We start from the raw sequence: 24,308 nt of genomic DNA, 5'->3' as shown, positions 1-24,308 counted from the left end.
TAAATAGGGATATTTCATATCCTTAATAAAGCTCGATCAGTATCGATCCGGAATCAATTGATGATCCTGAAAAGCCAAGTCGAATGGGCGCTGCACTGCTGCGCCATTCTAGCCGGCCTGCCCGAAAAGCGTTACCTCTCCACCAAAGCGCTTGCCGAATTCCACGGCCTTCCCAAGGAGTATCTTTCCAAGGCGCTGCAAAGCCTGTCGCAGGCAGGCCTGGTTGATACGACGCTCGGTCCGTCGGGCGGATATAGGCTGGCGCGGCCGCCGGCCGAGCTGACCTTCCTCGACATCGTGGAAGCGGTGGAGGGCAAGGCGCAGACGTTTGTGTGCACCAACATTCGCGAAAACAACCCATGCCGTCCGCGGGACTATTGCGAAAGCGGCCCTTGCCCGGTCGCGCGCATCATGTGGGAGGCCGACGAGGCCTGGCGTGCAAAATTGCGCGGCGTCAAGCTTTCAGACCTTACCGAAGCGCTGGCGCTCGATATTCCGGCGGAGCTTTGGAAAAAGAGCTTCGAATGGGTTCTAGAGCGCGCCGGATGAGCGTGACCGCATGACCGCCGCGGGCGGCTGGTTTGCCGCAGTGGGGACGATGACCGCATAACTCTGAGGCGGCATCGCCAGGATCAGACCGTTCGCCTCGCAATGGCAATGGATGGTGTCGATTACCTCATTGCGTGCAAGCAAGCGGTCGCCGGGGCCGGCCACGCAAAACAGCAGGTCCATGCCGATTGCGACCGCGTCGATCTCCTTGAGCGCGACCAGCGGCGCCGGATCCTTGACGACCCGCTCGCAGTTTCCGAGAGCCTCGCGCATGGTTTCCTCGATGACATGAGGCGCCTGCGTCATGGCGATCCGCACGGTCAGGCTGATCATTTGCCTCTCGTCGGGGCGGCCGAGATTCGTCAGGCTGAGCTTCGCCAACACGCTGTTGGGGAGGACGACGATGTTGCAGGCGCCGGTAAGCAGATGCGTGGAGCGCCAGGTTGTCTCTACGACCTGCCCTTCCGTGCCGTCGCCCAGCGCTATCCAGTCACCGAGCGTGTAGGGCCGCCCCAGCGTCAGCGCGATGCCGGAGAAGACGTCGCCAAGCGTGTTCTGCAGCGCAAGCCCGACAATGATGGCAACCACGCCTGACGTTGCCGCCAGCGTGCCGATTGGAGCACCGAAGACGAAGCCGGTTATCGACAGCGCCACGCCGAGATAGATGGCGGCGACGACCAGGTCCTGAAGCAAGCGCGCTTCGCGCGGCCGGTGATCCAGGACGATGTAGAGGCGCACGAAGCCGACAAGCGTCCAGGCAAGATGTATCCACCACAGGATGCGTGCCGACTTTGCCAGGTAAGCATTCGCGCCCTGCAGATCCGTCTCACCCACCCAATGCGGCAGGATGCCGCCGAGCCAGAGCACCGCCGTCATGCCGGCGAAGAACAGGATCTGGACGATCAGGCGCGCCATCGGACGCCCACGACCTTGGAGACACCAGACGACAATGCCGGCGAGCCCCAGAAGGTTGATCAGGGCCAGGGCCACGGAGTGACGATCGCCGAGCATGGGCTCACCGGTATGATTGGAACTGGCAGGCACGGCCGGACGCTTGGAACGGCGCCCGGCCTTTCAGTCTATTTCTTGACCGGATAGGTCAATTCCTTCTGGGCGGTATCGACCACGAAGACCGCCAGCAGTTTCGCGGACTTCGTCTTGCTGCCGTTCTCGCTCACGCTGTGACGATCACCCGGCATTTCCGAAAAGCTCTCACCGGCCTTGTAGACCCTGGCAGGATCGTCATTGACCTGGCTGCGGATGGAGCCTTCCAGAACCGTGGCATAAATGAAGGCCGAGCTCGGATGGGTGTGCGCGTCCGAGTGGCCGCCAGGGCCATATTCGACCAGGATGCCCTTGATGCTCTTGCCTGGCACATTCGGCAGTTCATGCTCATAGACGAGCGTGACTTTGGCGGCCTTCTGGCCGGCGTGATGGGCCTCTGTGGCTGCGGCCGGGCTGGCCAACGCTGCCGTCGCGATGAAAGCGGCCATGACGGGCTTGATCATTTCGAAACTCCTTTTGGGTTGAGCACGCTGCGCCGGGTTGCGGCGCTTCCTCTCAGTCATTTCCGGGCCGCGGCGGTGAACCACTGCTCGAAGGTGATGTGGCCGAGGCGCGGATTGTTGTCGGAGACCAGCGAATTGTCGTTTAGCCTGGCGCCGAAATAGAGCGCTTCGGGATCGGCCACGACCTCGCGGGGATCGCCAACGGCCTTGAGATAGCGGGCGACGAGATCGCTCATGCGCACCCGCTCCGGGCCCGAAATCTCGAACATGCCGTTTATCGGCGCGGCGAGCGCGACACCGGCCATGATATCGGCGACGTCGTCGGATGCGATTGGCTGCACATAGGCCGGCGACAGATGCACCGCGTCGCCGACCGTGCCGGATTTGGCGATGCCGGCCAGGAATTCCATGAACTGGGTGGAATGAACGATGGTGTAGGGAATGCCTGAGGCCTTGATCAGCTCTTCCTGGACAAGCTTGGCGCGGAAATAGCCGCAATCCTGCAGGCGTTCGGTTCCGACGATCGAGAGCGCGATATGGTGCCTGACCCCGGCGGCCTTGCCAGCGGCAAGCAGGTTGCGGCCAGAAATCGTGAAGAAGTCCATCGAAGCCTTGTCCTCGAAAGAGGGCGAGTTGGCGAGATCGATGACCACCTCGGCGCCAAAGAGCGCTTCTGCCAAGCCTTCGCCGGTGATGGTGTCGACACCGGTGTTCGGGGCGGCGGCGATCACCTCCTGGCCTTTCTTGCGCAGGCGTTCTGCGGTTTTGGAACCGATAAGACCGGTGCCGCCGATGATGACGATTTTCATAACACTCTCCATTTGCGGCAGCGCCATTGCGCCCGCATCGATTGATGATTGATGGTCAGTCGAAAGGGATGGGTTAGTTCAGGCCGGCCTTGTCGAGGCCGTAGAACTTGTCCGCCGAACCGGGCACCGCCTTGAAGGCGACGCTGAGGCGGTTCCAGGCGTTGATGGCCATGATCGAGAAGGTCAGGTCGGAGATTTCCTTCTCCGAAAGCTGCCCGCGCACACGGTCATAGAGATCGTCGGGAATGCCGCCTTCGGGTAGCTTGGTGACAGCTTCGGTCCAGGCAAGGGCGGCGCGTTCCCGCGGGACGAACAGGTTCGATTCCCGCCAGACGGCGACATGGTAGAGCCGCAGCTCGCTCTCGCCGTGGATCTTGGCTTCCTTGACATGCATGTCGAGGCAGAAGGCGCAGCCATTGATCTGCGACGCCCGGATGTGGACGAGATCGCGGATCTTCTCCTCGATGGCGCTGTGCGCCTCAGCCATGCTGAGGTCGGAAAGCTTCTTGAAGAGCTCGGGCGATTGCTGGGCGGCGTTGAAGCGCTGTGTCATGGCTTTCCCTGTTTGAGGATATCTTATGTCCTTAAGGATATTTAATATCCGTAATTACTGGACAGTAAAGCGGCCGCAGCCTAGGATGCGGACATAAGGCTTATGTCGAAAGGTAATGAGGGCCAGGATGGACGTCGTATCGGCATTGCGGACGTTCCTGCGGGTGGCGCAGACGAAGTCCTTCTCCGCGGCCGCGATCGACCTCGATTTGACCCAGCCGGCGGTGTCCCGGCAGGTTTCGGCTCTTGAGGCGCATCTGAAGACGCGCCTTCTGCATCGCACGACGAGCGCGCTTGCGCTGACAGCCGAGGGCGAACAGATGCTGCCGATGGCGCTCCGCGTCATGGAAGCAGTCGAAGCGTTGCGCGAAGCGTGCGGCGCCGACGGCACGACCGTGTCTGGCAGAGTGAGGCTCAGCCTGCCTGCGCCGCTCGGCCTCTTTATCGGTGACCGCCTCGCATCTTTGCTGGAGAGCCACCCAGCCTTGACCGTCGAACTGATCTTGCGGGAAGAGCCCTCGGATCTGGTCGCGGATGCAATCGATCTGGAGGTCCGGCTTGGGCCGGTGGGTGACAGCAGCCTGACGTGCCGTCGGATCGGCTGGACAACGGCCTATCTTGTGGCCTCGCCCGACTATCTCGAGAGGAGGGGTATACCGCAGGCGCCGCAAGACATCCCCGGCCACGCCTGTATTTGTTACAGTCGTGCCGGCGACGGCCGGTCATGGTCTTTCCGCGAAGGAGCCGATGAGGTTGTTTTGCGAATTGAGCCCCGTCTGGTCGCCAGCAATTCAATGGCCACCCATCGGGCTGCGCTAGCCGGGGCCGGGCTTGCGGTGCTTTCCCATATTCTGGTCGAGCCGGACATCGAAGCCGGCAGGCTGGTCAAGCTGATGCCGGATTTCCCGCCGACGCGCCTGCCCATCAACGTCGTCTACCCATCGCGCCGCAATATCCCGCTGCGCGTGACGACGGTGCTGGACTTTCTGGTGCAGGCCGTGCGCGACGATGTTTCGATGGCATCGTCGGCGCCGTTGTCGTCCGGATCCGCATTCACGAATAAAGGCGTGGGCAGTTTGTCCACGCTCTGACAGCATGTGCTGGCGCTTGAACCACCTGTTTGTCCTGCCGGCCCCGCCAGCTGTCCCTACGCAGGCGGCGGTGCTGCCGGTGTCAGCCCGTGGCGGCGCATGATCTCCATCATCGCGGCCTTGTCCGGCGGGCCGCCGGCGGCGGCATAGAACATGGCGAAGATCTCGCGGAAATAGTCCGGGCCGATCGCCGCCGGTGTGACGATACACAGTACCGTGGCATCGTTGGTGCCCTTGTTGTCGAACCGATGGACGGCGCCGCGTGGAATGCACAGCGCCTCACCCGGCCCGACTTCGATCGCCTTGCCGTCGACGGTCCAGGTCAGCACGCCGTCTATGCCGTAGATTGTCTCTTCGTAATGATCATGACTATGGGCCGGGGCCAACAGCCGCGATCCGCCGGCCACCTTCAACTCGAAGGCGGCGACGCTGCCGTTTGAACTGTCGCCCGTCACCAGGAAGCGAATGGATAGCCACTTGTCGCCGATGGTTTCGTTGGCTGGATTGACCTGAAGATTCATATTGGCCTGAAGATTCATGGCGGACATTGCGTAAACCCCTCCGGTAAATTACATTTACTGTCTATCAGTAAACTCGATTTACCGGATCGTCAATGGCCACTTCCACCGAAGTTCTCCAGACCAAGACCGAGAACCTTTTGATCGGCGCCTTGCTGCGCGTTCCGGCGCAGGCGATACAGCGCCGGCTGATCAAGGAGCTCAACGCCGCCGGTTTCGACGAATTGCGCTTGCCTCACATGGCCGTGCTGCAGTTTCCCGGCCCGGACGGCGCGCGCCCCGGGACGATTGCCGAGCGTGCCGGCATGAGCAAACAAGCCATCAACCAGTTGCTCAGCAGCCTCGAAGGCTATGGCTATCTTGTCCGCTCCGACATTCCCGGCGAAAGCGGTGCACGCGTTGTCCACTCCACCGAACGTGGCCATGCCGCCTTCTGGAAAATGGTCGATATCCTGCGCGACATAGAGGAGGAGTGGCGCACCGAACTCGGGCCGGAGCGTTTTGCCCAGCTGAAAGCCCTGTTGTTTGTCGTATGGGACAGCCCACTGGCGCGTTGAGCGAGACGGCGCTTGCTCCGATCATGTTTCAGATTTGAGCAGGAAGGGCCTGGCCTAAAAACAACAACACCCGCCGGGGGAGGAGGTCCGGCGGGTGTCGTTTTTGGGGCCGATCCTCGGGAGGAGGTGGGGATCGGCCGTATTCGTCATCGCCGGGGAGGAGGTCGGCTTTGACGAAATCTCTTTCGCCATTTTGGAAAGGGGCGAAACCCTTGGAAGACGAACTGCGTTCGCTTCGGGAAGACGAACTACGTTCGCTTTGGAACAGCGCCCGCCGCGGGAGGAGGTGCGGCGGGCGCCGTTTTGGTGGTCAACCCTCGGGAGGAGGTGAAGGCTGACCGGATTCGTCAGGGTCGGGGAGGAGGTCGACCCTGGCGAAATTCTTGCCGTTAGATGGTCGCCTTGCGGGCGATCATCTTGATCTCGTCGCGGACGATACCGAGATCATGGAGCTGGCGGTTCGAAAGGCGACCCAGCTCGGTAACGGTGTCGCGGTAAACGCGCCAGTTACGGTAGTTGCGGATCAGGTTCATTGTCGTTCTCTTTTAAAACTGGTTCGGACCATTTGCGATCCGAAGAGGATTAGACCGCCTTGCGGGCGACGAAGTGGATGTCGCTGCGGCTGATGCCGAGGTCGGTCAGTTCACGGTTCGAAAGGCGGCTCAGCTCGGAGACGGTGTCGCGGTAGCGGCGCCAGTTGCGATAGTTGCGGATCAAGTTCATGGTAGTTCTCGTTTCGTCTTTGGTTCGGATCATTCCGTTTGTGTACGAATAGAAAATAGGCGGGGTCATATCGATTTAAAAGTGCCGTTGGCGCATGGCAGCAATGCAAATTGTGCAATGCAACATTAACGCCCATTCACGCCTGCGTCACAAAGAAGGCCGAATCGGAAAATGCCGCTGCGGCAACGGTTTGGCTGTTTCAACTGAAGAAACGACTGGGGCTCGGGGATAGGCATGGCGGGCTATGCGACACGGGTAAGGGCGGATATCGCCCGCTGGCGCGAGGTGGGGCTGATCGATCCGGCCACGGCGGATGCTTTGACAAGCGACGTCGCCGCCAATGAGCGCGCATCTTTGAGTTTCGGCTCGATCCTGGCGATGATGGCAGCCCTTCTGTTCGGCGCGGCCATCCTGATCTTCGTTGCCGCCAACTGGGACGCCATTCCGCGTCTAGCGCGCGTAATTGCGCTGTTTGCCCTTATCCTTGCCGGCTATGTCGGCGGCGCTTTCTTGAAGACCCGCGACCATGCCGCGATCGGCGAGGCGCTGTGGATCATCGCCGCCGCGGCCTTCGGCGGATCGATCGCGCTGATCGGCCAGATGTATCATCTGTCCGGCGATGAAGCCTCGGCGGTGGTGACCTGGTGCGCGGGGACGGCGCTGGCGGCGGTTGCGCTGCGCTCGAACCCGCTGACGGTGGCGGCGGTCGGCATCGCCGATGCCTGGCTGTTTCTTAATGAGGGTGAAATCTACTGGCATGGGAGATTTCCGGATTTCTTCATTGTCGCGGCGATCGCTTTGTTCGCCATTTCGTTCTGGACGCGCAGCCAGGCCGCGCGCCACTTGATCATCCTATCGATCATCTTCTATCTCTTCATGCGCACTATCGACTACGATCACGACACGCTGCGGATCGCTGTGCCGCTGGTCATCGTTTCAGCGCTGCTCTTTGCTGCGGCGGTCTTCGCGAGCGGTCAGATTGACAAGATCCTTCAGCTAGGCGGCCGGCTGTCACTGCATGCCTTGATCGGTTTTCTAACCGGGCTGGCGATGATCCAGTTCGAGCTGGCGGATGACAGCAGGTACAACGCCGGTTTCGCCATCGCCTCGATCGTCGCGCTGGTCGGCATCGTCGCGGCGATCATGCTGGCGGGACGCGAAAGCCGGGGACTGCGCTGGCTGGCCTATGCCGGCTTCGCCTTCGAGCTTGCCATCATCTACAGCGTCACCTTGCAGTCGATGCTCGATACCGCCGGTTTCTTCCTGGCGGCGGCGGTGCTGCTCGGCATCCTGGCGCTTGTCATCATCCGTGTCGAAAGACGCATGAAGGCGCCGGCCGAAAAAGGAGCGATGGCATGACCGGCAAGAAACTGATCATCGCTGCGCTGGTCCTGGCGCTTGTCCAGATCGGTTTCCTCAGCTGGATCATAGCCGGCCGCGCGGCAATCCTGCGCAACGGCAAGGAAGTGCTCTTGAGGGTCCAGCCGGTCGATCCGCGTGATCTCCTGCGCGGTGACTATATCTCGCTCAACAACAACATTTCACGGATTCCCGTGAAGCTGATCGCCAACATTCCGCAAGGCGCGTCTTCCAGCGACGACAGCTCGATCGTGGTGCGGTTGAAGAAGGGCGCCGACGGCTATTGGCAGCCGTCGGCCGCCTGGTTCGGCAAGGCGCCGGCGCCGGCCGGCGCGGACGAGGCCGATATCGCCGGGCATGTCGCCGCGGGCTGGGGCCTGCAAGAGCCCGAGGCGACGATCGAGCCGGACTATGGCATCGGGCGCTTCTATCTGCCGGAAGGCGAGGGCATGGCGATCCAGGACGACATACGGGTGCGCCCGTTCGGCATCAAGCTCGCGCTTGCGGCTGATGGCGCGGCGCAGATCAAGGCGCTGATGGACGGCGACAAGACGCTGTTCGAGGAACCGCTGTATTAAGGTCGCGGCGTTGGCCCCGGTGGAGGTTTAGAATGGCACAAGCCGAGAGCGTCGGTCCTCCTTCGCCTAACGATCTTCGGGAGCCTGCCACCCGAAAGCTCCTCAAAGCGAAGGGTGGTGCGGATGAAGGGACTCGAACCCCCACGCCTTTCGGCACTGGAACCTAAATCCAGGGCGTCTACCAATTCCGCCACATCCGCTTTCCCCGGCCATCCCATGTAGCCATCATTCTGTCAATGTCGGGGTTAAAGTCGTGTCTATCCGGCTAAACGCGAAGATAGTTGAAAATTAGCCTAGGCTGTGACAAAAGGCGTGTCGAATGTGACGGAACGTGAATTCCCGCATCTGCAGCATGTGAAAAGTTTTATAAAAAACAAAGACTTATTCACGGTTTGAGAAGCGAAGTTCAGAAGAGTTTGAACCGTGTCCGCGGTCAAATCGTCAGGTTCCGTACCAAAAGCCATTTCCGGCAACATCATACCGGCGGCTATGAGCGGTTAAGGCCGTTCGGCTGCCTCATTGACGAAGACAAAGGTTTTAGGATGCAGGTCACCGAAACGCTCAACTCCGGTCTCAAGCGCGAGATCAAGGTCACCGTGCCGGCAGGTGACATGGAAGCCAAGCTGATGGCGCGGCTGACGGACGCCCGTGACAAGGTAAAGATCAACGGCTTCCGCCCTGGCAAGGTGCCGGTGCAGCATCTTCGCAAGATGTACGGCAAGTCGTTCATGGCCGAGGTCGTCAACGAGATCCTCAACGATTCGACCCGTTCGATCATCACGGGCCGCGGCGAAAAGGCTGCCATGCAGCCCGAAGTGATCATGACCGAGGATGAAAAAGAGGCCGAAAAGATCCTGGCCGGCGGCTCAGACTTCGAATTCAGCCTCAACTATGAAGTCATCCCGGCGATCGAGATCAAGGACTTCTCCGACATCAAGGTGACGCGTCAGGTCTATGACGTGCCGGACACGGAAGTCGAGGATCAGGTCAAGCGCGTTGCCGAATCGGCGCGCAGCTACGAGCCGAAGACCGGCAAGGCCGCCGAAGGCGACCGCGTCTCGATCGACTATGTCGGCAAGATCGGCGGCGAGGCTTTCGCCGGCGGCGCCGGCACCGACCAGCCGCTGGTGCTGGGTTCCAAGGAGTTCATCCCGGGCTTCGAGGATCAGCTGATCGGCGCCAAGGCCGGCGACGAGAAGCAGGTCACCGTCACGTTCCCGGAAAACTACCAGGCGGCGCATCTGGCCGGCAAGGAAGCCACCTTCGACGTCACCGTCAAGGACGTGTCGGCGCCCGGCGAACTCGAGGTCAACGACGAGACGGCGAAGAATCTCGGCCTGGAATCGCTTGAGCGTCTGCGCGAGATCGTGCGTGGCCAGATCGAGAACCAGTTCGGCTCGATGACGCGCCAGAAGGTGAAGCGCCAGCTGCTCGACCAGCTCGACGCTGCTTATTCGTTCGAGGCGCCCTCGAAGCTCGTCGAGGCCGAGTTCAACAGCATCTGGGCGCAGGTCAATCGCGACCTCGAGGCCGCCGGACGCACCTTTACCGATGAAGAGACGACGGAAGAAGAGGCGCGCGCCGAATATATGCGCCTTGCCGAGCGTCGCGTGCGTCTTGGCCTGGTTCTGGCCGAGATCGGCGAGAAGGCCGGCGTCACTGTCTCGGACGAAGAGCTGCAGCGCGGCCTCTTGGAGCAGGTGCGCCGCTTCCCGGCCAACCAGCAGCAGGAAGCCTTCGAATTCTACCGCAGCAATCCGGAAGCCATCAACGCGCTGCGCGCGCCGATGTTCGAGGAAAAGGTGGTCGACCACCTGCTCGGCCAGATTTCGGTCACCGATGTCAAGGTCGGCAAGGAAGAGCTGATGGCCGACGACGAGGAGGCCGAGACCGCGACCAAGGCGAAGCCGGCCAAGAAGGCTGCCTCGAAGAAGGCAGAGGCCAAGGCAAGTGAAGCCAAGGCGGGTGAGACCGCCGACGAGGCCGATGAGCCTAAGAAGAAGGCCGCGCCGAAAAAGAAGGCCGCCAAGGAAGCCGAGTAAATACGGCGCAGCACCGCGATTTCGAAAGGCCGCCTCTCGGGCGGCCTTTTTCATTGTGGGGTCTTTGATTGTGGCCGCGCGGCAACACATTGAGGCTCTCATGATGGTCCGCCGCTGGCGATACGAACCGTTGAATATTATCTGCGCTTCATCGCATTCGCGGGGCGTTTGGAGGCACTGGTGAAGCTGGGCTTTGTGATGAGAGACGTGGTCGTTGCCGCGGCGCTCTTGTTTGCCGCGACCAACAGCGGCGCGACGGCCGAACCGAACCTCGGCAGCTGGCGTGTCGACACCGGCGCCGACGGCCAGGTCACGGCCTCGCTCCACGCCAGCAACAAGCTCATCACCGGGGGCGGCGCGCTGGGCTACAGTCCGGTGCTGACATTGGCTTGCCGGCCGGATGGCGACCCGCGCTGGAGCGAATGGCTGCAACTCAACGATTCGGTTTCGGCTACCCGCAAGATCACGATATCGGTCGCGGTCGATGGCGGCAGCAAGTTCGATGAAAGCTGGGCGGTTGGCCCACGCGGCAGACAGCTCGTTAGGGAAGGAGATGACGGCATCAAGCGGCTGGTTTCGGCCAACCGGCTGACGCTGTCATGGCGCTTCGGCTTGCTGTCAGGGCGAGGCGAGGCCGATTTCCAGCTCGCCGGCCTCTCGGAGGCGGTCGGCCTGATCGCCGCAAGCTGCAAGACCGATCCGCCGTGAGCGCGATTTAGAACAAGCTTTCCAACTCATTTGCCGTCATCACACGTCCGAACACCTTGCCGATGATGTCTAGCGTCGCATTGTGCGAGGCCTTGTCCAGGCCACCATTGGCATCGCTGACGAAGGCCACCTTGTAGTCGCGCATGAAGGCGCTGCGTGCCGTGGATTCGCAGCAGATGCTGGTGACCGTGCCGATGATGATGACGGTATCGACCTGGCCGGCGCCGCGGATGTTGCGCAGCACCGTTTCGAGCTGGGTGTTGTGGAACGCATCGTAGCGATGCTTCTTGATGACGACATCACCGGGCAGCGGCGCGAGCTCGGCGACGATTTCGGTGCCGGCGCTGCCTTCCCGCATGCCCGACGCCTGCAGCCGAGGCTGGTAGGCGGTTTCGAGCGGCGAGATGTTGAAGTGGTCGTTCAGCACATGCTGTGTGTAGATCACCGGGACGCCGGCGCCACGGCACAGCTCGATCACCTGCCGCATCGCCGGGATGCGATGGCGGGCCATCGCCACCTCCATGACCGCGCCTTCGTCGACGAAGTCGCTTTGCATGTCGATGACCAGGAGCGCGGCGCGCGCGCTGTCGAACAGCCATGGCTCATTGCTGTTGTTAGGCATTGTCCGTTCGTCCCGTTGTATTGTCGCGCCACGTATCGTGGATTTTGAGAGGTTTGAGGTTCCGTCAGATCGCGGGCCAGGACGCCATGTCCGCGTGCATCGGGCACTGGTCTCCGGGGCAGGCGGCAAATTCGCAGAGTCGGCAAAAATGGCTCACCTTGTAGGCATCGGTTGCGAGCGGGCGCATGAGCTTTTCGAGGAGGGTGGCGAGCTGCCTTTCTTCAGCGGCGGTGAGAACTTCCAGATAGCCCTTGACCGCCGCGCAACGCGCGACGAGGCTTGGCAATACCGCCATGCGGCCGGCGGCCGTGACATGGAGATGCGTGGCACGCTTGTCCTCGCCTTTGCGGGCTTCGACGAAACCCTGCGCCTCGAGTTTGTCGACCAGACGCACCGTCGCGGTGTGCGACAGGTTTAGTGCCCGCGCAAGCTGCGCGTTGGTGATGCCCTCCCAAAAACCCATGATGTTGAGCGCGGCTGAGGCGGAGTCGGTCTGGTTGGGGTGACTTTTAAGGGTCACTTCCACACGTTCTGTAATTTCGCCGGCGAGGGCGGCGAGCATATTGGCGGTTCTCAAACGGGTCATGGCGGCAATCTTTATCATGAGGGGTTGACGGCGCTAGCCATCATGTGACTTATTATGTGCGTGCAACACGCACTTATCAAGGAGAAAAGTCATGACGACTTTGCAGAAATGGACCCTGGCGACGGGGCAGGTGGTGGCTCGATACAGCGTTGTCCTCTTTTTCGTCGTGTTCGGGTTGGCGAAGTTCACACCGGCTGAAGCGACGGCGATCTACCCGTTGCTGGTTCACAGTCCGTTCTTGTTCTGGCTTCCAGGACTGTTCGGTCAGCAACTGTCTTCCGACATCATCGGCGTGGTGGAGATCGCCTTGGCGCTGCTGATGGCTTCGCGTCCCGTTACGCCGTTGGTCTCGGCGATCGGCAGTTTCGGCGTCGCTGCCTCGCTGGTGGTGACGCTGAGCTTTCTGGTCACCACACCGCAACTCGACCCGGCGCTTGGCGCCTTCATCGTCAAGGACCTGACCCTTCTTGGGGTGGCGCTCTGGTCCGCTGGCGAGGCCCTCGCGGCCATAAAGCTGCGTGTTGCTTCGTTCTGAATGATATCGGCGTGAGCAGCCAGGCAATCTATCAGCGGATTTCAACGATCGGGGGATGGCAATGAACGTATTCGAAACTTCCGGGCGGCGCGCTGACCGGGCCACGCGTCGCGAATGGATCGGCCTCGCCATCATCGCGCTGCCTTGCATCCTCTACGCCATGGATTTGACGGTGCTGAATCTGGCGGTGCCATCGCTGAGCGCCAACCTCAAGCCCACGGCTGCGCAACTGCTCTGGATCGTGGATATCTACGGCTTTCTGGCAGCCGGGTCGCTGCTCATCATGGGAGCTCTTGGCGATCGGATCGGACGACGCAAGCTGCTGCTGATCGGATCGGCGTGCTTCGGGATACTTTCGCTGATCGCTGCCTTTGCACGCAGTGCCGAGATGCTCATCCTGGCCAGGGCGCTGCTCGGCATCGCCGGTGCAACAATGGCGCCCTCAACGTTATCTCTCATCAGCAACATGTTCCGCGACGACCACGAACGGACTTTCGCTGTTAGCGTCTGGGTTGCGAGTTTCTCGTTTGGCGGTGCGATCGGCCCGGTCGTCGGCGGTCTGCTTCTGTCGCACTTCTGGTGGGGAGCCGTGTTTCTGGTGCCTATCCCGATTACGGCGCTTCTGCTGATGGTCGGGCCTGTCTTGCTACCCGAACACAAGACCCAGAACGCCGGGCGGCTTGATATCGTGAGTGCGGTCTTGTCTCTCGCAGCGGCGTTGCCGATCGTCTTTGGCATCAAGCTGATGGCCGAGGGTGGCAGTCTCGGATGGGCGACATCGACGATCGCGCTGGGTCTGGTGCTAGGCGTAGTGTTTATAAGGCGGCAGATGGGCTTGCCTGATCCGCTCCTCGACTTGCGGCTGTTCAAGCGGCCCGCTGTGGCGGTGGCGCTTGGCATCAACGTCCTCGACTTCTTTGTCGGGTTCGGAATTCTCGTGCTTGTCGCCCAGTATCTCCAGCTGGTTTTGGGACTAACTCCGCTGGAAGCAGGCCTTTGGAGCATCCCGGCCGGGCTCGGCTTCATTGTGGGATCATTGTTGACTTCGGCCGTGCTCAGGTTGATGCGACCAGCCTATGTTCTCGGCTTCGGCTTGACGCTTGCAGCCGGTGGTCTCGCGCTGATGGCACACGCCGCCGAAACGCATGGTTTGATTCTTATTGTTCTGGGGAACGTGCTGTTCTCGATCGGCTCAGCTCCGGGCATCACGATCGTCGCCGACCTTGTGGTCAGCGCGGCGCCCAAGGAGCGATCCGGCGCTGCCTCGGCACTTTCCGAAACGGCCTCCGAATTCGGTGGTGCACTAGGCATCGCCTTGCTGGGTAGTCTTGCTACGCTGCTTTACCGCTCTACGCTCAGCGTGACCTTGCCCACGGGTATTCCGGTCGACATGATGGAGACCGCGCTACGTGGTCTTGGCGCTGCAAGCAGCCTTGCGCCAAGTCTGGACAGCGGCGGTGCGTTGTTGTCGGCAGCGCGAAGCGCATACACGGGCGCGGCAGACGTCACCTTCCTGACGGCTGCGGGAATCATGCTTGCCGCGGCAATTGTCGCGGTAGGAATGCTGCGGCGGCCGGAGACGTAGGGGTAGCGCCACGCATGGCAAGCGCGATCTTCTGCGGCGTCCCGCACACGGCCGCGATATGACGCAGACAGTGGTCAGATCAGCAGCAGGCCCTTCATCGAGGCGTTGCCCTTGCGGCCGATGATGATGTGGTCGTGCACGGCGATGCCGAGCGGCTTTGCCACCTCGACGATCTGCTTGGTCATCTCGATGTCAGCGCGCGACGGTGTCGGGTCCCCCGACGGATGATTGTGCACCAGGATGACGGCGCTGGCGGAGAGTTCGAGCGCGCGCTTGACCACTTCGCGCGGGTAGACCGGTGTGTGGTCGACAGTGCCGGTCTGCTGCACCTCGTCGGCGATCAATCCGTTCTTCTTGTCGAGGAAGAGGATGCGGAACTGCTCGCGGGCTTCGAAAGCCATGGCCGAGCGGCAATAGTCGAGCAGTTGCGTCCAGTTGGATAGCACTTCGCGGCCGCGCACCTCGCCGCGCGCCATGCGCTGTGCAGTGGCCGCGACTACCTTGAGATCGATTGCCACGGTCGGGCCGATACCTTTCACTTCCTCCAGCAGGGACGCCGGCGCGCCAAGCACTTCGGCCAGCGAGCCGAAGCGGGTGATCAATGCCTTGGCGATCGGTTTGGTGTCGACGCGCGGGATCAGCCGAAACAGCAGGAGCTCGAGCAGCTCGTAGTCGGGCAGGGCGTCCGGACCGCCGGCGACAAAGCGCTCGCGCAGGCGGTCGCGGTGGCCGTGATAATGCGGCTTTTCGGCGGGCGCCGCTTTCGTCTGGGCTTTCTGTGGCGGCTCGACCCAGCCTTCCGAAAAGAAGGCTCGCTCGTCTTCTTCGACTTTCCCCATCACCGCCCGCTCCCCTCAGGCTTTGGCCGAAACTAAGCCGGCAGGCCGGGCCGGTCGAGGTTTTTCGGCGACAGCGTGAAGATCTCGCAGCCGGTGTCGGTGACGCCGATCGTATGCTCGTACTGCGCCGACAGCGAACGGTCGCGCGTGACCGCAGTCCAGCCATCGGAGAGCACTTTCACATGCGGGCGGCCGAGATTGATCATCGGCTCGATGGTAAAAATCATGCCAGGCCGCATCTCGACGCCTTCGTTGACGGTGCCGTAATGCAGGATGTTGGGCGCGTCGTGGAACAGCTGGCCGACGCCGTGGCCGCAGAAATCGCGCACCACCGAGCAGCGCTCGGCTTCGGCATAGGTCTGGATCGCAGCGCCGATGGCGCCTGTGCGGGCACCCGGCTTGACCGCGGCGATGCCGCGCATCAGGCATTCATGCGTCACCTCGAGCAGGCGCTCGGCGGCGCGCTTGATGGTGCCGACCGGATACATGCGCGAGGAATCGCCGTGCCAGCCGTCGAGGATGTAGGTGACGTCGATGTTGACGATGTCGCCATCCTTCAACGGCTTGTTGTCTGGAATGCCGTGGCAGACGACGTGGTTGATCGAGGTGCACGAAGACTTGGTGTAGCCGCGATAGTTGAGCGTCGCCGGCAGCGCGCCATTGTCCATGCCGAATTCGAAGACGAAGCGGTCGATCGTTTCGGTGGTCACACCGGACTGCACCATCGGCACGAGCTCGTCGAGGCAGCGCGCAGTGAGGTCGCAGGCCTTGCGCATGCCGGCAAAGCCTTCCTCGCCATAGAGCCTTATTTGCCCGGTGTTTCTCAAAGGGGCCGTTGCGGCGTCGAGATAGGTAACCATTTTGTCCGTTCAGAATGCCGGCTTGTCGTGCAAACCGGTGCAAAGGAAATTTCTCCAGATTTGGCACTGGAAGCCGCAAGGTTCAAGAACGAAGTGCATTTGTGCGCCCTGGCGAGGAGATTCCCGGGAGCCTGGGAGCGGGGCGAACTTTCCTTTTTTGGTCTCGTGGGGTAGGGCGGGTTGGATATCTGGAGAAATCTTGCCTTTGATGGCCTTTGAGCGCGTGAGATCAAAGCTGTTGGCAGTCAGGACCGCGGGAGCGGGCCTGGTCGCGCTGCTGATGCTTGCGCTGCTTGCTTTTGCGCAGGCGGAAATCTCGGCGTCATCCGTTGCCGCGTCGGGCGGCCCGAGCATCAGCAATGCAAGACAAGGCGACACGGTCGCGCTGCCGAGGGTTGCCGGCAAGACGCAGGCCCTCGAAGTCCGTGTCGGCCGGTCGCTGCCCGTCAAGCTGGTCAGTGGCAATCCCGGCGCGCTTCCGCCAACATCCGAATTCTTCGTCCTCTGCAAGACGTCGCCTGTCAAAACGGCCGTTGTCCTTGCCTTTGCGGTGGCACCGCGGGCACACACCAACCAGCCGCGCGCGCCACCGACCGCGTGAGCCGAGCAGCCGCCAGCGGCGGCACCCAAACCAAAGACATTCCTTCGCGTCGCAACCCCGGCGATGGCTTGCAGCCGTCTGCCGGTTGCGCGCGTCATTTCGGATCGATTTTCAATGCAACGCATCAAGACGTTCAGGACGGTCACCCGCGCGGTGGCCGCGGCCTGCTTTCTCATGGTTCAGGTCGTAATCTGCATCGGCACGGTCTACTGGGCCGTCGCCGCGACACTTCGGATGGAAGGAACGCCCGCAATGGTGCTCGGCGTCGTCTTCGCCGTGCCGTCGGCCTACTTTCTGATGGTGGTTTGCCGCATGGCCTATGAGGCGGAGACGGATCCCGCCAACCAGTAGGCCAAGATGGCGAGGGACATCGAACAGGGCGGTGCCGGTTGCATCGCCCTGTCACATAATGGTTATCCTGCGGCCTTAGTCAGGTTTCCAGTTTCCTCAGCTGTGATCAGATACAGGTATTTCCATGCGACAGATCGTTCTCGCCGCCATATTGCTGGCATCCACCGTGGCGGGTGCCGCCGCCGCCGACGGCACGCTGGTGCTTTATACCAGCCAGCCCAACACCGACGCGCAGCAGACCGTCGATGCCTTCATGGCCAAGAACCCCGGCATCAAGGTCGACTGGGTGCGCGACGGCACGCCGAAGATCCTGGCCAAGCTGCATGCCGAGATCGAGGCCGGCCAGCCGCAGGCCGACGTGCTTTTGATCGCCGATATCGTGACCATGGAAGGCCTGAAGAAGGAGGGCCGGCTGCTCGCCTATCCGGATGCGAAGGTCGATGGCCTGGACGCCGCCCTCTACGACAAGGACAAGACCTATTTCTCGACCAAGCTGATCACCACCGGCATCGTCTACAACACCAAGGCGCCTTTCGTGCCGACGAGCTGGGAAGATTTGAAGAAGCCGGAAGCCAAGGGGCTGATCGCGATGCCGAGCCCGCTGACCTCGGGCGCGGCGATGATCCACACCGTCACGCTGACCGGCAATCTGCCTGAGGGCTGGGACTATTACGGCGCGCTGGCCAAGAACGGCGCGCAGGCCAGCGGCGGCAATGGCGACGTGCTGAAAGCCGTCAGCGGCGGCGACAAGCTGTTCGGCATGATCGTCGACTACATGCCGATCCGCGAGAAGGCCAAGGGCGCGCCGGTCGAGTTCGTGTTCCCGAAGGAAGGGGTTTCGGCCGTCACCGAGCCGGTTGCGATCCTGTCCACCGCCAAGAACCAGGAAGCCGCCAAGGCCTTCGTCGACTTCCTCTTGTCGAAGGACGGGCAGGAAGTGGCGGCCAAGATGGGCTACATCCCGGCCCGCGCCGACGTGGCGCTGCCGGCCGGCTACCCGGACCGCTCGGCCATCAAGGTGCTGGGCTATGACGCCGCTACCGCGCTTGCCAATGACGCGCAGAACAAGGAAAAGTTCAGCACGACGATGAGCCAGTAAACGGCCCCAAGAGGCAGCTTTGTCCGCCGCGGAAAATCGCATCGTCCGGCCAATTCCGGCCTCGCAACGGCTCGGCGGGTTCTCGCCGTCGGGCACGATGTTCGGCCAGCGCCTATCAGCGCTGGCCGTGCTTCTGGCCATCGCCGTGCTCAGCCTGCTGCCGATGGCACGCCTTATCATCGCGGCGATCGCGCCAGGCGGCGAGGCCGATTTCAGCGCTTTCGCCGGTCGGCTGGTAAAACCTGCCGCCTTGCGCGCGATGTGGCACACGCTCGATACGTCTTTCTTCGGCGCGGCGCTGGCGCTCTCAATCGGCATCCCCTTCGCCATCGCCGTCACCATGACCGATCTGCCAGGGCGAAAGATTCTCGGCTTCCTACTGCTGTTGCCGCTGATGATCGCGCCGCAGGTCACGGCGCTGGCCTGGCTGCATTTGTTCGGCCCGTCGAGCACCCTGCTTGGCATGTTCGGCCTGGCGCCGCCGCCCGGCACCGCCAACCCGATGCTTGGCCGGGGCGGCATCATCCTGCTTTACGGTGTGCAGCATGCGCCGATCGTCTTCATCACCATGCGGGCAGGGCTGTCGCGGGTGCCGCGCGACCTGGTGGAAGCGGCGCGTTCTTGCGGCGCCAAGCCGCTTGGCGCGTTGCGGACCATCGTGCTTCCGGTTGTCCGGCCCTATGTCGTGGCGGCCGCCGCGCTTGCTTTCGTTTCCGGCGTCGGCAATTTCGGCATTCCGGCGCTGCTCGGCATGCCCGTCAACTACCTGACGCTGCCGACACTGATCTATCAGGACCTATCCAGCTTTGGGCCCAGTGTGCTGCCGCAGATAGCGGCGCTGTCGGTGCTGGTCGGCGCGCTGGCGCTTGCCGGCATGGCGTTGCAGTCGGTGGCATTGCGCGGCGCCGGCCATCGCATCGTTGCCGGCAAGCCGGCGCAATTCGAACTCGGGCGCTACCGCTTGCCGCTTGCCTGTCTTGGCTGGGTGGTCGTCGGCTTGACGCTGGTGCTGCCCGCTTGCGCGCTGCTGGCGACGTCGCTGGTACCTTCCTTCGGCGTGCCGCTCGGTCCGCAAACGATGACGGTGGCCAATTATACTGAAGTGCTGGTACGACAGTCTTCCACCGTGCGCGCCTTCCGCAACTCGCTGTTCTTCGCCGGCGGCGCGGCACTGATCCTTGCGCTTGGCGTCATTCCGATGGCCGCTCGGCTCGAGCGCTTCGACCGGCGCTGGCGGCGTGTGCTTGCCGGCATCGTCGACCTGCCTTATTCGATCCCCGGCGTGGTGCTGGCCATCGCCTGTATCCTTTTGTTCTTGCGGCCGCTGCCGCTGATCGGCAGCCTTTACGCGACGGCCTCGATCATCCTTGTCGCTTATGGGATGCGCTTCCTTACCTTGGCACTGAAGCCTGTCGCCACGGCAATCGGGCAGATCCCGCGCGATCTCGACGAGGCGGCCGCCGTTTCCGGCGCCGGCCCGTTGCGGCGGCTGTGGACGATCACCGCGCCGCTTGCGGCGCCCGCCGCGGTGGCGGGCGGACTGCTGGTTTTCATGAGCGCTTTCAACGAGCTGACGGTATCGGCTCTGTTGTGGTCGAGCGGCAAGGAAACGTTGGGCGTGGTGCTGTTCAGCCTGGAAGAGGCGGGGCTTGGGACGCAGGCTGCGGCGATCGCGGTGTCAACGATCGTTGTCGTCGTCGTGCTGCTTCTGGCGCTCGACCGTTTCGGCCGCCGCCTGCCGGCAGGCGTGTTGCCCTGGCGCTAAGATTCCATTTTCCGCAATTCCGGACGGAAAACCGCTACCCACTTTTCCTGGAATTGCTCTTAGGCGCCCGGCACCACCCAGGCGTCGGATACCGCGACATGCACCTGTTGCCCCGCCATGAGCGCCTCGGCGCTGTCAATCAGCAAATGCTGCCCAGGCTCGAGTGTCAGCCGCACCTCGTGCACCGGCCCGCGATAGACGCTGTCCAGCACCGTCGCAGGCAGGCCCTCGGTCGCAATACGCAAGGCTTCCGGCCGCAACAGCACTTTGACCGCGCCGGCCCGTTCCCTGTTGCTGCGCGCTGCAAGCCGGTGTCCGGCTATGTCGATCGTCGCGGTCTCGCCGGCATGGTCGACGGCATTGCCGGAAACCAGGCTGCCGCGACCAACGAAGCCGGCCACCGCCGCATCGGCTGGCGAGCGGTAGATTTCGCGCGGCGACGCCGCCTGCAGCAGCTTTCCCTTGCTCATCACCGCGACACGGTCGGCCAGCGCCAGCGCTTCGGCCTGGTCATGCGTGACATAGACGATGGTCGCGCCGGTGCGGCGGTGGATCTCGCGAAATGCGTCGACCATGGCCGAGCGCAGATGCATGTCGAGATTGGCGAGCGGTTCGTCGAAAAGGATGATCCTGGCTTCGGCAACCAGGCAGCGCGCCAGCGCCACACGTTGCCTCTGGCCACCCGACAACTCGTCGATGCGGCGTTTGCCGAAGCCGCCGAGGCCGACAATGTCGAGCACGGCGGCGACACGGGCCGGGATATCGGCAGCAGCGACGCGCCTGGCCCTGAGCGGATAAGCGACGTTCTCGGTGACATCCATATGCGGCCAGAGCGCGTAGGACTGGAAGACGACGCCGACATTGCGCGCCTCTGGCGGCAATTGCCGGTTCGGATCGGCGACAAGCGCGTCGCCGAAGTAGACGCTGCCCGTGCTCGGCGCCTCGAAGCCGGCGATCAGCCGCAGCATCGTCGTCTTGCCGCACCCGGAAGGGCCGAGCAGCGCCGTGAATGAGCCTTCCGGAAAGGCCAGCGAGACGCCGTCGAGCGCGGTCGTATCGCCATAGCGTTTGACGAGGGATTCGACCCGGATTTCACTCATATTTTCGCCCGTGGCAGCCGCGATGGCCTCGGCAATACGTTGGAAATCCGGCGTTGGCAATGCGGTGGGCGCTGGTCCGGCAAAGGTGCCGATCTGCCGCAGCCGTGAACCGATTATTGACCGCACTGAGGTCACATTCCTGCGCGAGAAGGTGGCCCAAGGCAACTTTTCACAGCGATCTGCGTTGCTGAGGCTGCGCCAGTTCGGGAGACAGGGAATGGACAGACTGCAATTCGAGGTGCCGGTGCGTATCACGCCCGCGCCCGGCCTGCCGGTCGAGGAAATCTACAGCGTCGAGCAGGCGCTCGACTTCCTGCAGGATTGGCCGAAGCGCCGTCAGGGCAAGGTCTATGAGACCGCGTTCAACGCCTGCTTTGGCGCGACCGTCGATGTCGCCAGCGCCGAGGAGGCCTGCCGTGCCTTCATGGCCTTCTGCCGTGTCAGCGGACTGCTGGCCAGGGACATGATGACCCCGGGCAAACGCGCCGGCAGCACCAACTCCGCGCGCGAGGCAAGGTTTTGAACCCGCCATCCCGGTCCGATCAACCGCCGAACGACACGCCCCTGTAGCGCATCCCGACCTGCACGCCGCGCACGATCACGCGCGATAGGATTTCCATATCCAGCGGCATTTGCGGGCGCCAGACGTCGAGCAGCAGAGCGACGCGCGGCTGGTCCGAATTGTTCATGACCTCGTGCTCGAAGGTGTCGTCCCACAGCATGCATTCGCCGTCGGCGATGCGCCTTTCCTCGTGATTGATCATCATGATCGTCGCCGGGCGGCCATCCGGCTGTTTCGGGATGACCAGGCCGAGATGAAACCGCATGATGCCGCGAAACGGGCCACGATGCGGCGGGATGTGCTTGTGCGGGGCGAGGAACGAGACGGCCGCCGATTTGACCTCGGGACATTCGCTCAACAGCCGGCTCAGCACCGGCATCCTTGCGAGGTTCTCCGGCACCGTCATGTCGTAGGCCTTGAGCACGAACATGCGCCAGTCGAGGCCGTCATTGGCTGAGATATCGGCCTGCTCCGGCATGATGTCGTGGAAGCGCGGCGCCTTGCTCAGCTTTGCCGCGATCGCTTCGTCGCGGATGCTCTGCCAGGCGGCGGTGAACTTCGCCGCGTTGGGAAAATGCGTGCCGGCATCAAGAATCGCAGGTGCATCTATGCGCTTTTCGTAGATACGGCGGACCAGGTTGGTTCCAAGATCGTAAGCGTTCTGCATGTCACTACCTCGGCGATTTTATATATAGTGGGCAATTGCTTCAAACCATCGCTCACGCAGATTTGTTCGAGCCGTTGACGGCCGATAGACATCGCTGCTCGCTCGGGGCGTCGGTCGGGATCGCCAATATGTCGGCCCACTCCAGATTGCCTTCCTTCGACAGGCGGTAGGCAATCGAGTACGGGCGCTTAGCTTCCTTTGCCCGGATGTCGGCGACTGCGATCTGGCGCTCGCTGCCGCCGAGCTTGGCCAGGGCGTGGCGCTGGGCAGCCTGACTTTGGCGGGCGAGGCGCTCGGCTCAGTGCAGCTCGTGCAGCCTTTTGACCACGTCCTTGATGCCGGTCGCCGATGGTACGCGATCTCCACTTCTGATCGGCTGCGCGACGTCGATGTGCAGGGGACGTGGGATTGGCTGCGTGGACAGGCGCAGTCGCTCGCTGCATCGTGACAGCGCGACTATTGCGAAACTGGATCACGAGATGCGAATTTGACGTCACGATGTTTTTGCGAGGATGCCGCCATGCCCATAGGCAGGATTATGCTTTGCACGGCAGCAATGGTCATTGCCGCTACAAGTTTCGCCGACGCGCGGCCTGACACGCGCAAGATGACGTGCGCGCAGACCCAGGCGCTGATCCAGAGCCAGCATGCTGCGGTGCTCTCCACCGGGCCGAACACCTATGATCGCTATGTGCGCCAATTCGGCAATGAGTGCGATGCGCCTTACGTGCCGATGGTTACCTATGTCCCGACGAGCGAAGGTCAGTGCGCCGTCTATCGATGCGATGAGCCGTCGCCGATGGTTCCGGAGTGATGGTCGACGCCGTTTTCGCCGGGGGGCTCGGACACCGCTGACGCCGCCTACTTGACCTTCTGAATTTCCGGAGCCGGTGTCTGATCGGCGGGCGGCGCTGGCGTGCAATCCGCGCCCTTGCAGTCGAGGACGGGATCGTCGGCCGGCGGCAGGCAATTTTGTCCCTCGCAGTGGATTACCGGTGGCTGTTGCGTCGTTGTCTGGGCACTCGGCTGGGCGGGCTGGTCGTCGGCGCGAACGGCCGGCGCGCCGGCCAGGCAGGTTACAGTCGCGCCCAGCAGCGCTATCCGAAGCAAGTTCATTCCCGCCTCCAAGGCTGAGGGCGAGGAGGATTTTACGCTCTTAGGCTGGAGCTGGCATACCGTCAGTCGCGAACGGCGTTAACAGTTTCTGTCCGCTCTCGCCTGACACCGGATGAATTCGAAGTCCTTGCCGATCACTTCTTGCACGGTCTGCAGAGGATCATGAGGTGGCCGCATGATCGAGCAGCCGGATCGCCGGATCGCGGAGATGTTCGGAATTGGCGCGGTCGACCCCCTCAACGGTGATTGCGATCGTGCCGTTCTCGATCCTGGATATCCATCCCTTTGCTTTCATGTACCATATATGAAACTCGAGATGTTCCCGGGGGCAGCCGGACAATCGCTCAAGCTCGACATCTCCAATGCCGGGATCGGTGACGTCCTGCCTGCGTTTCACGTAAAGGAGCGAAAGCAGTTTGGCCTGTACCACGGCGTCCCTCTCGACACCTTTGGCGTCGCTTGCTTCTCCGGCCAATTTCAGGCGCATACCGGAATGCTCTTGGTATGCGATGTCGTATTGGGCTCGCTTTACCGGGTCCTTCAGGACGTTGTGTGCCTCCACGATTTCACTGAAGCGGGCTTCATTGCCAGTCTGCTGATTGTCTGGATGGTAGCGCATTGCAAAATAGCGAAATATCCGTTCAACCGTCTCCGAGTTGGCGTTGGGGCTCATCTCCAAAAGTTCGTAGTAATCGACGAACAAAGCGCTTCTCCCTCAGACATCGCACAAAGAAACTAAGGGCCCGGGCCGCCTAATTTTGCGATCCAGGCCCTCAGCCGTCAGATTCATCTGACAGGTTGCGCCTGTTGAGGATCGGTCACAAGTCGGACCATAGTCCAGCCCGTCGCGCCTGATCTGCGTTGACGATGAAGACCCTCGCAGGAAATAGTTGAAAACGCCAAACCCGCAAGCCTCGCCCCCCGCAAGAGCGTGCTTGACGAAACGGATGCCGATCGGGTCACGCAGCAGGTCTTCGAAGCCAGATAGTCCCGGTACCGGTCGCTAGCATTCCGGGTCGGTGGCTG

31 protein-coding genes and 1 tRNA gene are annotated in these 24,308 nt (G+C 62.3%); 16 read left to right on the top strand and 16 right to left on the bottom strand.

Annotation, left to right across the window (positions count from 1 at the left end):
• The first annotated feature begins 60 nt into the window (after window positions 1–60).
• A complete protein-coding gene (locus tag AB6802_RS24905) occupies window positions 61–549 on the top strand; it encodes an Rrf2 family transcriptional regulator (protein WP_371012845.1) in 489 nt (162 codons plus the stop codon).
• On the opposite strand, the gene AB6802_RS24900 is transcribed toward AB6802_RS24905, so the two are convergent.
• The 4 genes from AB6802_RS24900 to AB6802_RS24885 all read right to left on the bottom strand — a co-directional run bounded on the left by AB6802_RS24900 (window position 532) and on the right by AB6802_RS24885 (window position 3,419).
• Window positions 532–1,560, bottom strand: a complete 1,029-nt coding sequence (locus AB6802_RS24900; RefSeq protein WP_371012844.1) for a mechanosensitive ion channel family protein — start codon at window positions 1,558–1,560, stop codon at window positions 532–534. The two genes, AB6802_RS24905 and AB6802_RS24900, sit on opposite strands and share 18 nt — an antisense overlap.
• 68 nt (window positions 1,561–1,628) lie before the next feature.
• On the bottom strand, window positions 1,629–2,042 hold the full coding sequence (locus AB6802_RS24895; RefSeq protein WP_371012933.1) for a cupin domain-containing protein: 414 nt from the start codon (window positions 2,040–2,042) through the stop codon (window positions 1,629–1,631).
• 71 nt (window positions 2,043–2,113) lie between these two features.
• A complete protein-coding gene (locus tag AB6802_RS24890; RefSeq protein WP_371012843.1) occupies window positions 2,114–2,866 on the bottom strand; it encodes an SDR family oxidoreductase in 753 nt (250 codons plus the stop codon).
• Between the two features lie 73 nt (window positions 2,867–2,939).
• Entirely contained in the window at window positions 2,940–3,419 is a 480-nt protein-coding gene (locus AB6802_RS24885) for a carboxymuconolactone decarboxylase family protein (RefSeq protein ID WP_371012842.1), read from the bottom strand.
• A gap of 127 nt (window positions 3,420–3,546) precedes the next feature.
• Between AB6802_RS24885 and AB6802_RS24880 the strand changes: the two genes are divergently transcribed.
• Window positions 3,547–4,509: a LysR family transcriptional regulator gene (locus AB6802_RS24880; RefSeq protein WP_371012841.1), complete on the top strand. Its 963-nt coding sequence runs from the start codon at window positions 3,547–3,549 to the stop codon at window positions 4,507–4,509.
• Window positions 4,510–4,565: 56 nt separating this feature from the next.
• Here AB6802_RS24880 and AB6802_RS24875 read toward each other — a convergent pair whose 3' ends face one another.
• A complete protein-coding gene (locus AB6802_RS24875; RefSeq protein WP_371012840.1) occupies window positions 4,566–5,057 on the bottom strand; it encodes a cupin domain-containing protein in 492 nt (163 codons plus the stop codon).
• Between the two features lie 65 nt (window positions 5,058–5,122).
• Between AB6802_RS24875 and AB6802_RS24870 the strand changes: the two genes are divergently transcribed.
• Window positions 5,123–5,584, top strand: coding sequence for a MarR family winged helix-turn-helix transcriptional regulator (locus AB6802_RS24870; RefSeq protein ID WP_371012839.1), 462 nt, complete (start codon window positions 5,123–5,125; stop codon window positions 5,582–5,584).
• Window positions 5,585–5,973: 389 nt separating this feature from the next.
• Here the strand turns inward: AB6802_RS24870 and AB6802_RS24865 are convergent, their stop codons facing one another.
• Window positions 5,974–6,117 (bottom strand): DUF1127 domain-containing protein, encoded by a 144-nt coding sequence (locus tag AB6802_RS24865; protein WP_371012838.1) that lies wholly within the window; start codon window positions 6,115–6,117, stop codon window positions 5,974–5,976.
• Window positions 6,118–6,166: 49 nt separating this feature from the next.
• Window positions 6,167–6,307, bottom strand: coding sequence for a DUF1127 domain-containing protein (locus AB6802_RS24860; RefSeq protein WP_371012837.1), 141 nt, complete (start codon window positions 6,305–6,307; stop codon window positions 6,167–6,169).
• A gap of 234 nt (window positions 6,308–6,541) precedes the next feature.
• Between AB6802_RS24860 and AB6802_RS24855 the strand changes: the two genes are divergently transcribed.
• Window positions 6,542–7,666: a DUF2157 domain-containing protein gene (locus AB6802_RS24855; protein WP_371012836.1), complete on the top strand. Its 1,125-nt coding sequence runs from the start codon at window positions 6,542–6,544 to the stop codon at window positions 7,664–7,666.
• A complete protein-coding gene (locus tag AB6802_RS24850) occupies window positions 7,663–8,244 on the top strand; it encodes a GDYXXLXY domain-containing protein (protein ID WP_371012835.1) in 582 nt (193 codons plus the stop codon). The genes AB6802_RS24855 and AB6802_RS24850 overlap by 4 nt, the downstream gene beginning before the upstream one ends.
• A gap of 115 nt (window positions 8,245–8,359) precedes the next feature.
• Here AB6802_RS24850 and AB6802_RS24845 read toward each other — a convergent pair.
• Window positions 8,360–8,444: transfer RNA gene (locus tag AB6802_RS24845), tRNA-Leu, on the bottom strand.
• Window positions 8,445–8,786: 342 nt separating this feature from the next.
• On the opposite strand from AB6802_RS24845, the gene tig reads away from it, so the two are divergent.
• Both tig and AB6802_RS24835 read left to right on the top strand, forming a co-directional pair.
• A complete protein-coding gene (gene tig, locus AB6802_RS24840; RefSeq protein ID WP_371012834.1) occupies window positions 8,787–10,286 on the top strand; it encodes a trigger factor in 1,500 nt (499 codons plus the stop codon).
• Between the two features lie 180 nt (window positions 10,287–10,466).
• Window positions 10,467–10,994: a hypothetical protein gene (locus AB6802_RS24835; RefSeq protein ID WP_371012833.1), complete on the top strand. Its 528-nt coding sequence runs from the start codon at window positions 10,467–10,469 to the stop codon at window positions 10,992–10,994.
• Between the two features lie 7 nt (window positions 10,995–11,001).
• Here the strand turns inward: AB6802_RS24835 and AB6802_RS24830 are convergent, their stop codons facing one another.
• Together AB6802_RS24830 and AB6802_RS24825 are read right to left on the bottom strand one after the other, a co-directional pair.
• Window positions 11,002–11,616 carry an isochorismatase family protein gene (locus AB6802_RS24830; protein ID WP_371012832.1) on the bottom strand — a complete coding sequence of 205 codons (615 nt, stop codon included), beginning with the start codon at window positions 11,614–11,616 and terminating at the stop codon, window positions 11,002–11,004.
• A 64-nt stretch (window positions 11,617–11,680) separates the two neighbouring features.
• Window positions 11,681–12,202, bottom strand: coding sequence for a MarR family winged helix-turn-helix transcriptional regulator (locus AB6802_RS24825; RefSeq protein WP_371012831.1), 522 nt, complete (start codon window positions 12,200–12,202; stop codon window positions 11,681–11,683).
• 91 nt (window positions 12,203–12,293) lie between these two features.
• Here AB6802_RS24825 and AB6802_RS24820 point away from each other — a divergent pair, with 91 nt between their 5' ends.
• Both AB6802_RS24820 and AB6802_RS24815 read left to right on the top strand, forming a co-directional pair.
• A complete protein-coding gene (locus tag AB6802_RS24820) occupies window positions 12,294–12,737 on the top strand; it encodes a DUF417 family protein (RefSeq protein ID WP_371012830.1) in 444 nt (147 codons plus the stop codon).
• A 61-nt stretch (window positions 12,738–12,798) separates the two neighbouring features.
• The gene (locus AB6802_RS24815) at window positions 12,799–14,322 is read left to right on the top strand and encodes an MFS transporter (RefSeq protein ID WP_371012829.1); all 1,524 of its coding nucleotides are present in this window, start codon (window positions 12,799–12,801) and stop codon (window positions 14,320–14,322) included.
• Between the two features lie 74 nt (window positions 14,323–14,396).
• Here AB6802_RS24815 and radC read toward each other — a convergent pair whose 3' ends face one another.
• Entirely contained in the window at window positions 14,397–15,161 is a 765-nt protein-coding gene (gene radC / locus AB6802_RS24810; protein WP_371012828.1) for a DNA repair protein RadC, read from the bottom strand.
• A gap of 32 nt (window positions 15,162–15,193) precedes the next feature.
• A complete protein-coding gene (gene map / locus AB6802_RS24805; RefSeq protein WP_371012827.1) occupies window positions 15,194–16,021 on the bottom strand; it encodes a type I methionyl aminopeptidase in 828 nt (275 codons plus the stop codon).
• Between the two features lie 208 nt (window positions 16,022–16,229).
• Here map and AB6802_RS24800 point away from each other — a divergent pair, with 208 nt between their 5' ends.
• The 4 genes from AB6802_RS24800 (at window position 16,230) to AB6802_RS24785 (ending at window position 19,837) form a co-directional block, all read left to right on the top strand.
• Window positions 16,230–16,622, top strand: a complete 393-nt coding sequence (locus AB6802_RS24800) for a hypothetical protein (protein WP_371012826.1) — start codon at window positions 16,230–16,232, stop codon at window positions 16,620–16,622.
• 114 nt (window positions 16,623–16,736) lie between these two features.
• Window positions 16,737–16,973, top strand: coding sequence for a hypothetical protein (locus tag AB6802_RS24795; protein WP_371012825.1), 237 nt, complete (start codon window positions 16,737–16,739; stop codon window positions 16,971–16,973).
• Between the two features lie 124 nt (window positions 16,974–17,097).
• Entirely contained in the window at window positions 17,098–18,072 is a 975-nt protein-coding gene (locus tag AB6802_RS24790) for an ABC transporter substrate-binding protein (protein WP_371012824.1), read from the top strand.
• Window positions 18,073–18,169: 97 nt separating this feature from the next.
• Window positions 18,170–19,837, top strand: coding sequence for an ABC transporter permease (locus AB6802_RS24785; RefSeq protein WP_371012932.1), 1,668 nt, complete (start codon window positions 18,170–18,172; stop codon window positions 19,835–19,837).
• Between the two features lie 59 nt (window positions 19,838–19,896).
• On the opposite strand, the gene AB6802_RS24780 is transcribed toward AB6802_RS24785, so the two are convergent.
• On the bottom strand, window positions 19,897–20,937 hold the full coding sequence (locus tag AB6802_RS24780) for an ABC transporter ATP-binding protein (protein WP_371012823.1): 1,041 nt from the start codon (window positions 20,935–20,937) through the stop codon (window positions 19,897–19,899).
• 217 nt (window positions 20,938–21,154) lie between these two features.
• Between AB6802_RS24780 and AB6802_RS24775 the strand changes: the two genes are divergently transcribed.
• Complete coding sequence (locus tag AB6802_RS24775; protein WP_371012822.1) at window positions 21,155–21,460, top strand: DUF982 domain-containing protein; 306 nt, start codon at window positions 21,155–21,157, stop codon at window positions 21,458–21,460.
• Between the two features lie 19 nt (window positions 21,461–21,479).
• Here the strand turns inward: AB6802_RS24775 and AB6802_RS24770 are convergent, their stop codons facing one another.
• On the bottom strand, window positions 21,480–22,166 hold the full coding sequence (locus AB6802_RS24770) for an aspartyl/asparaginyl beta-hydroxylase domain-containing protein (RefSeq protein ID WP_371012821.1): 687 nt from the start codon (window positions 22,164–22,166) through the stop codon (window positions 21,480–21,482).
• Window positions 22,167–22,422: 256 nt separating this feature from the next.
• Between AB6802_RS24770 and AB6802_RS24765 the strand changes: the two genes are divergently transcribed.
• Together AB6802_RS24765 and AB6802_RS24760 are read left to right on the top strand one after the other, a co-directional pair.
• Window positions 22,423–22,614, top strand: coding sequence for a hypothetical protein (locus AB6802_RS24765; protein WP_371012820.1), 192 nt, complete (start codon window positions 22,423–22,425; stop codon window positions 22,612–22,614).
• Between the two features lie 72 nt (window positions 22,615–22,686).
• Window positions 22,687–22,980, top strand: a complete 294-nt coding sequence (locus AB6802_RS24760; RefSeq protein WP_371012819.1) for a hypothetical protein — start codon at window positions 22,687–22,689, stop codon at window positions 22,978–22,980.
• Between the two features lie 47 nt (window positions 22,981–23,027).
• Here the strand turns inward: AB6802_RS24760 and AB6802_RS24755 are convergent, their stop codons facing one another.
• A complete protein-coding gene (locus AB6802_RS24755; RefSeq protein ID WP_371012818.1) occupies window positions 23,028–23,282 on the bottom strand; it encodes a hypothetical protein in 255 nt (84 codons plus the stop codon).
• A 160-nt stretch (window positions 23,283–23,442) separates the two neighbouring features.
• Window positions 23,443–23,985: a DnaJ domain-containing protein gene (locus AB6802_RS24750; RefSeq protein WP_371012817.1), complete on the bottom strand. Its 543-nt coding sequence runs from the start codon at window positions 23,983–23,985 to the stop codon at window positions 23,443–23,445.
• Between the last annotated feature and the right edge of the window lie 323 nt (window positions 23,986–24,308).

This window comes from Mesorhizobium sp. RCC_202, assembly GCF_041355295.1.
In the GTDB taxonomy this organism is placed as follows: domain Bacteria; phylum Pseudomonadota; class Alphaproteobacteria; order Rhizobiales; family Rhizobiaceae; genus Mesorhizobium.
Note: the sequence above shows the minus strand (reverse complement) of the source record. Positions and strands in the feature narration are given on the sequence as shown.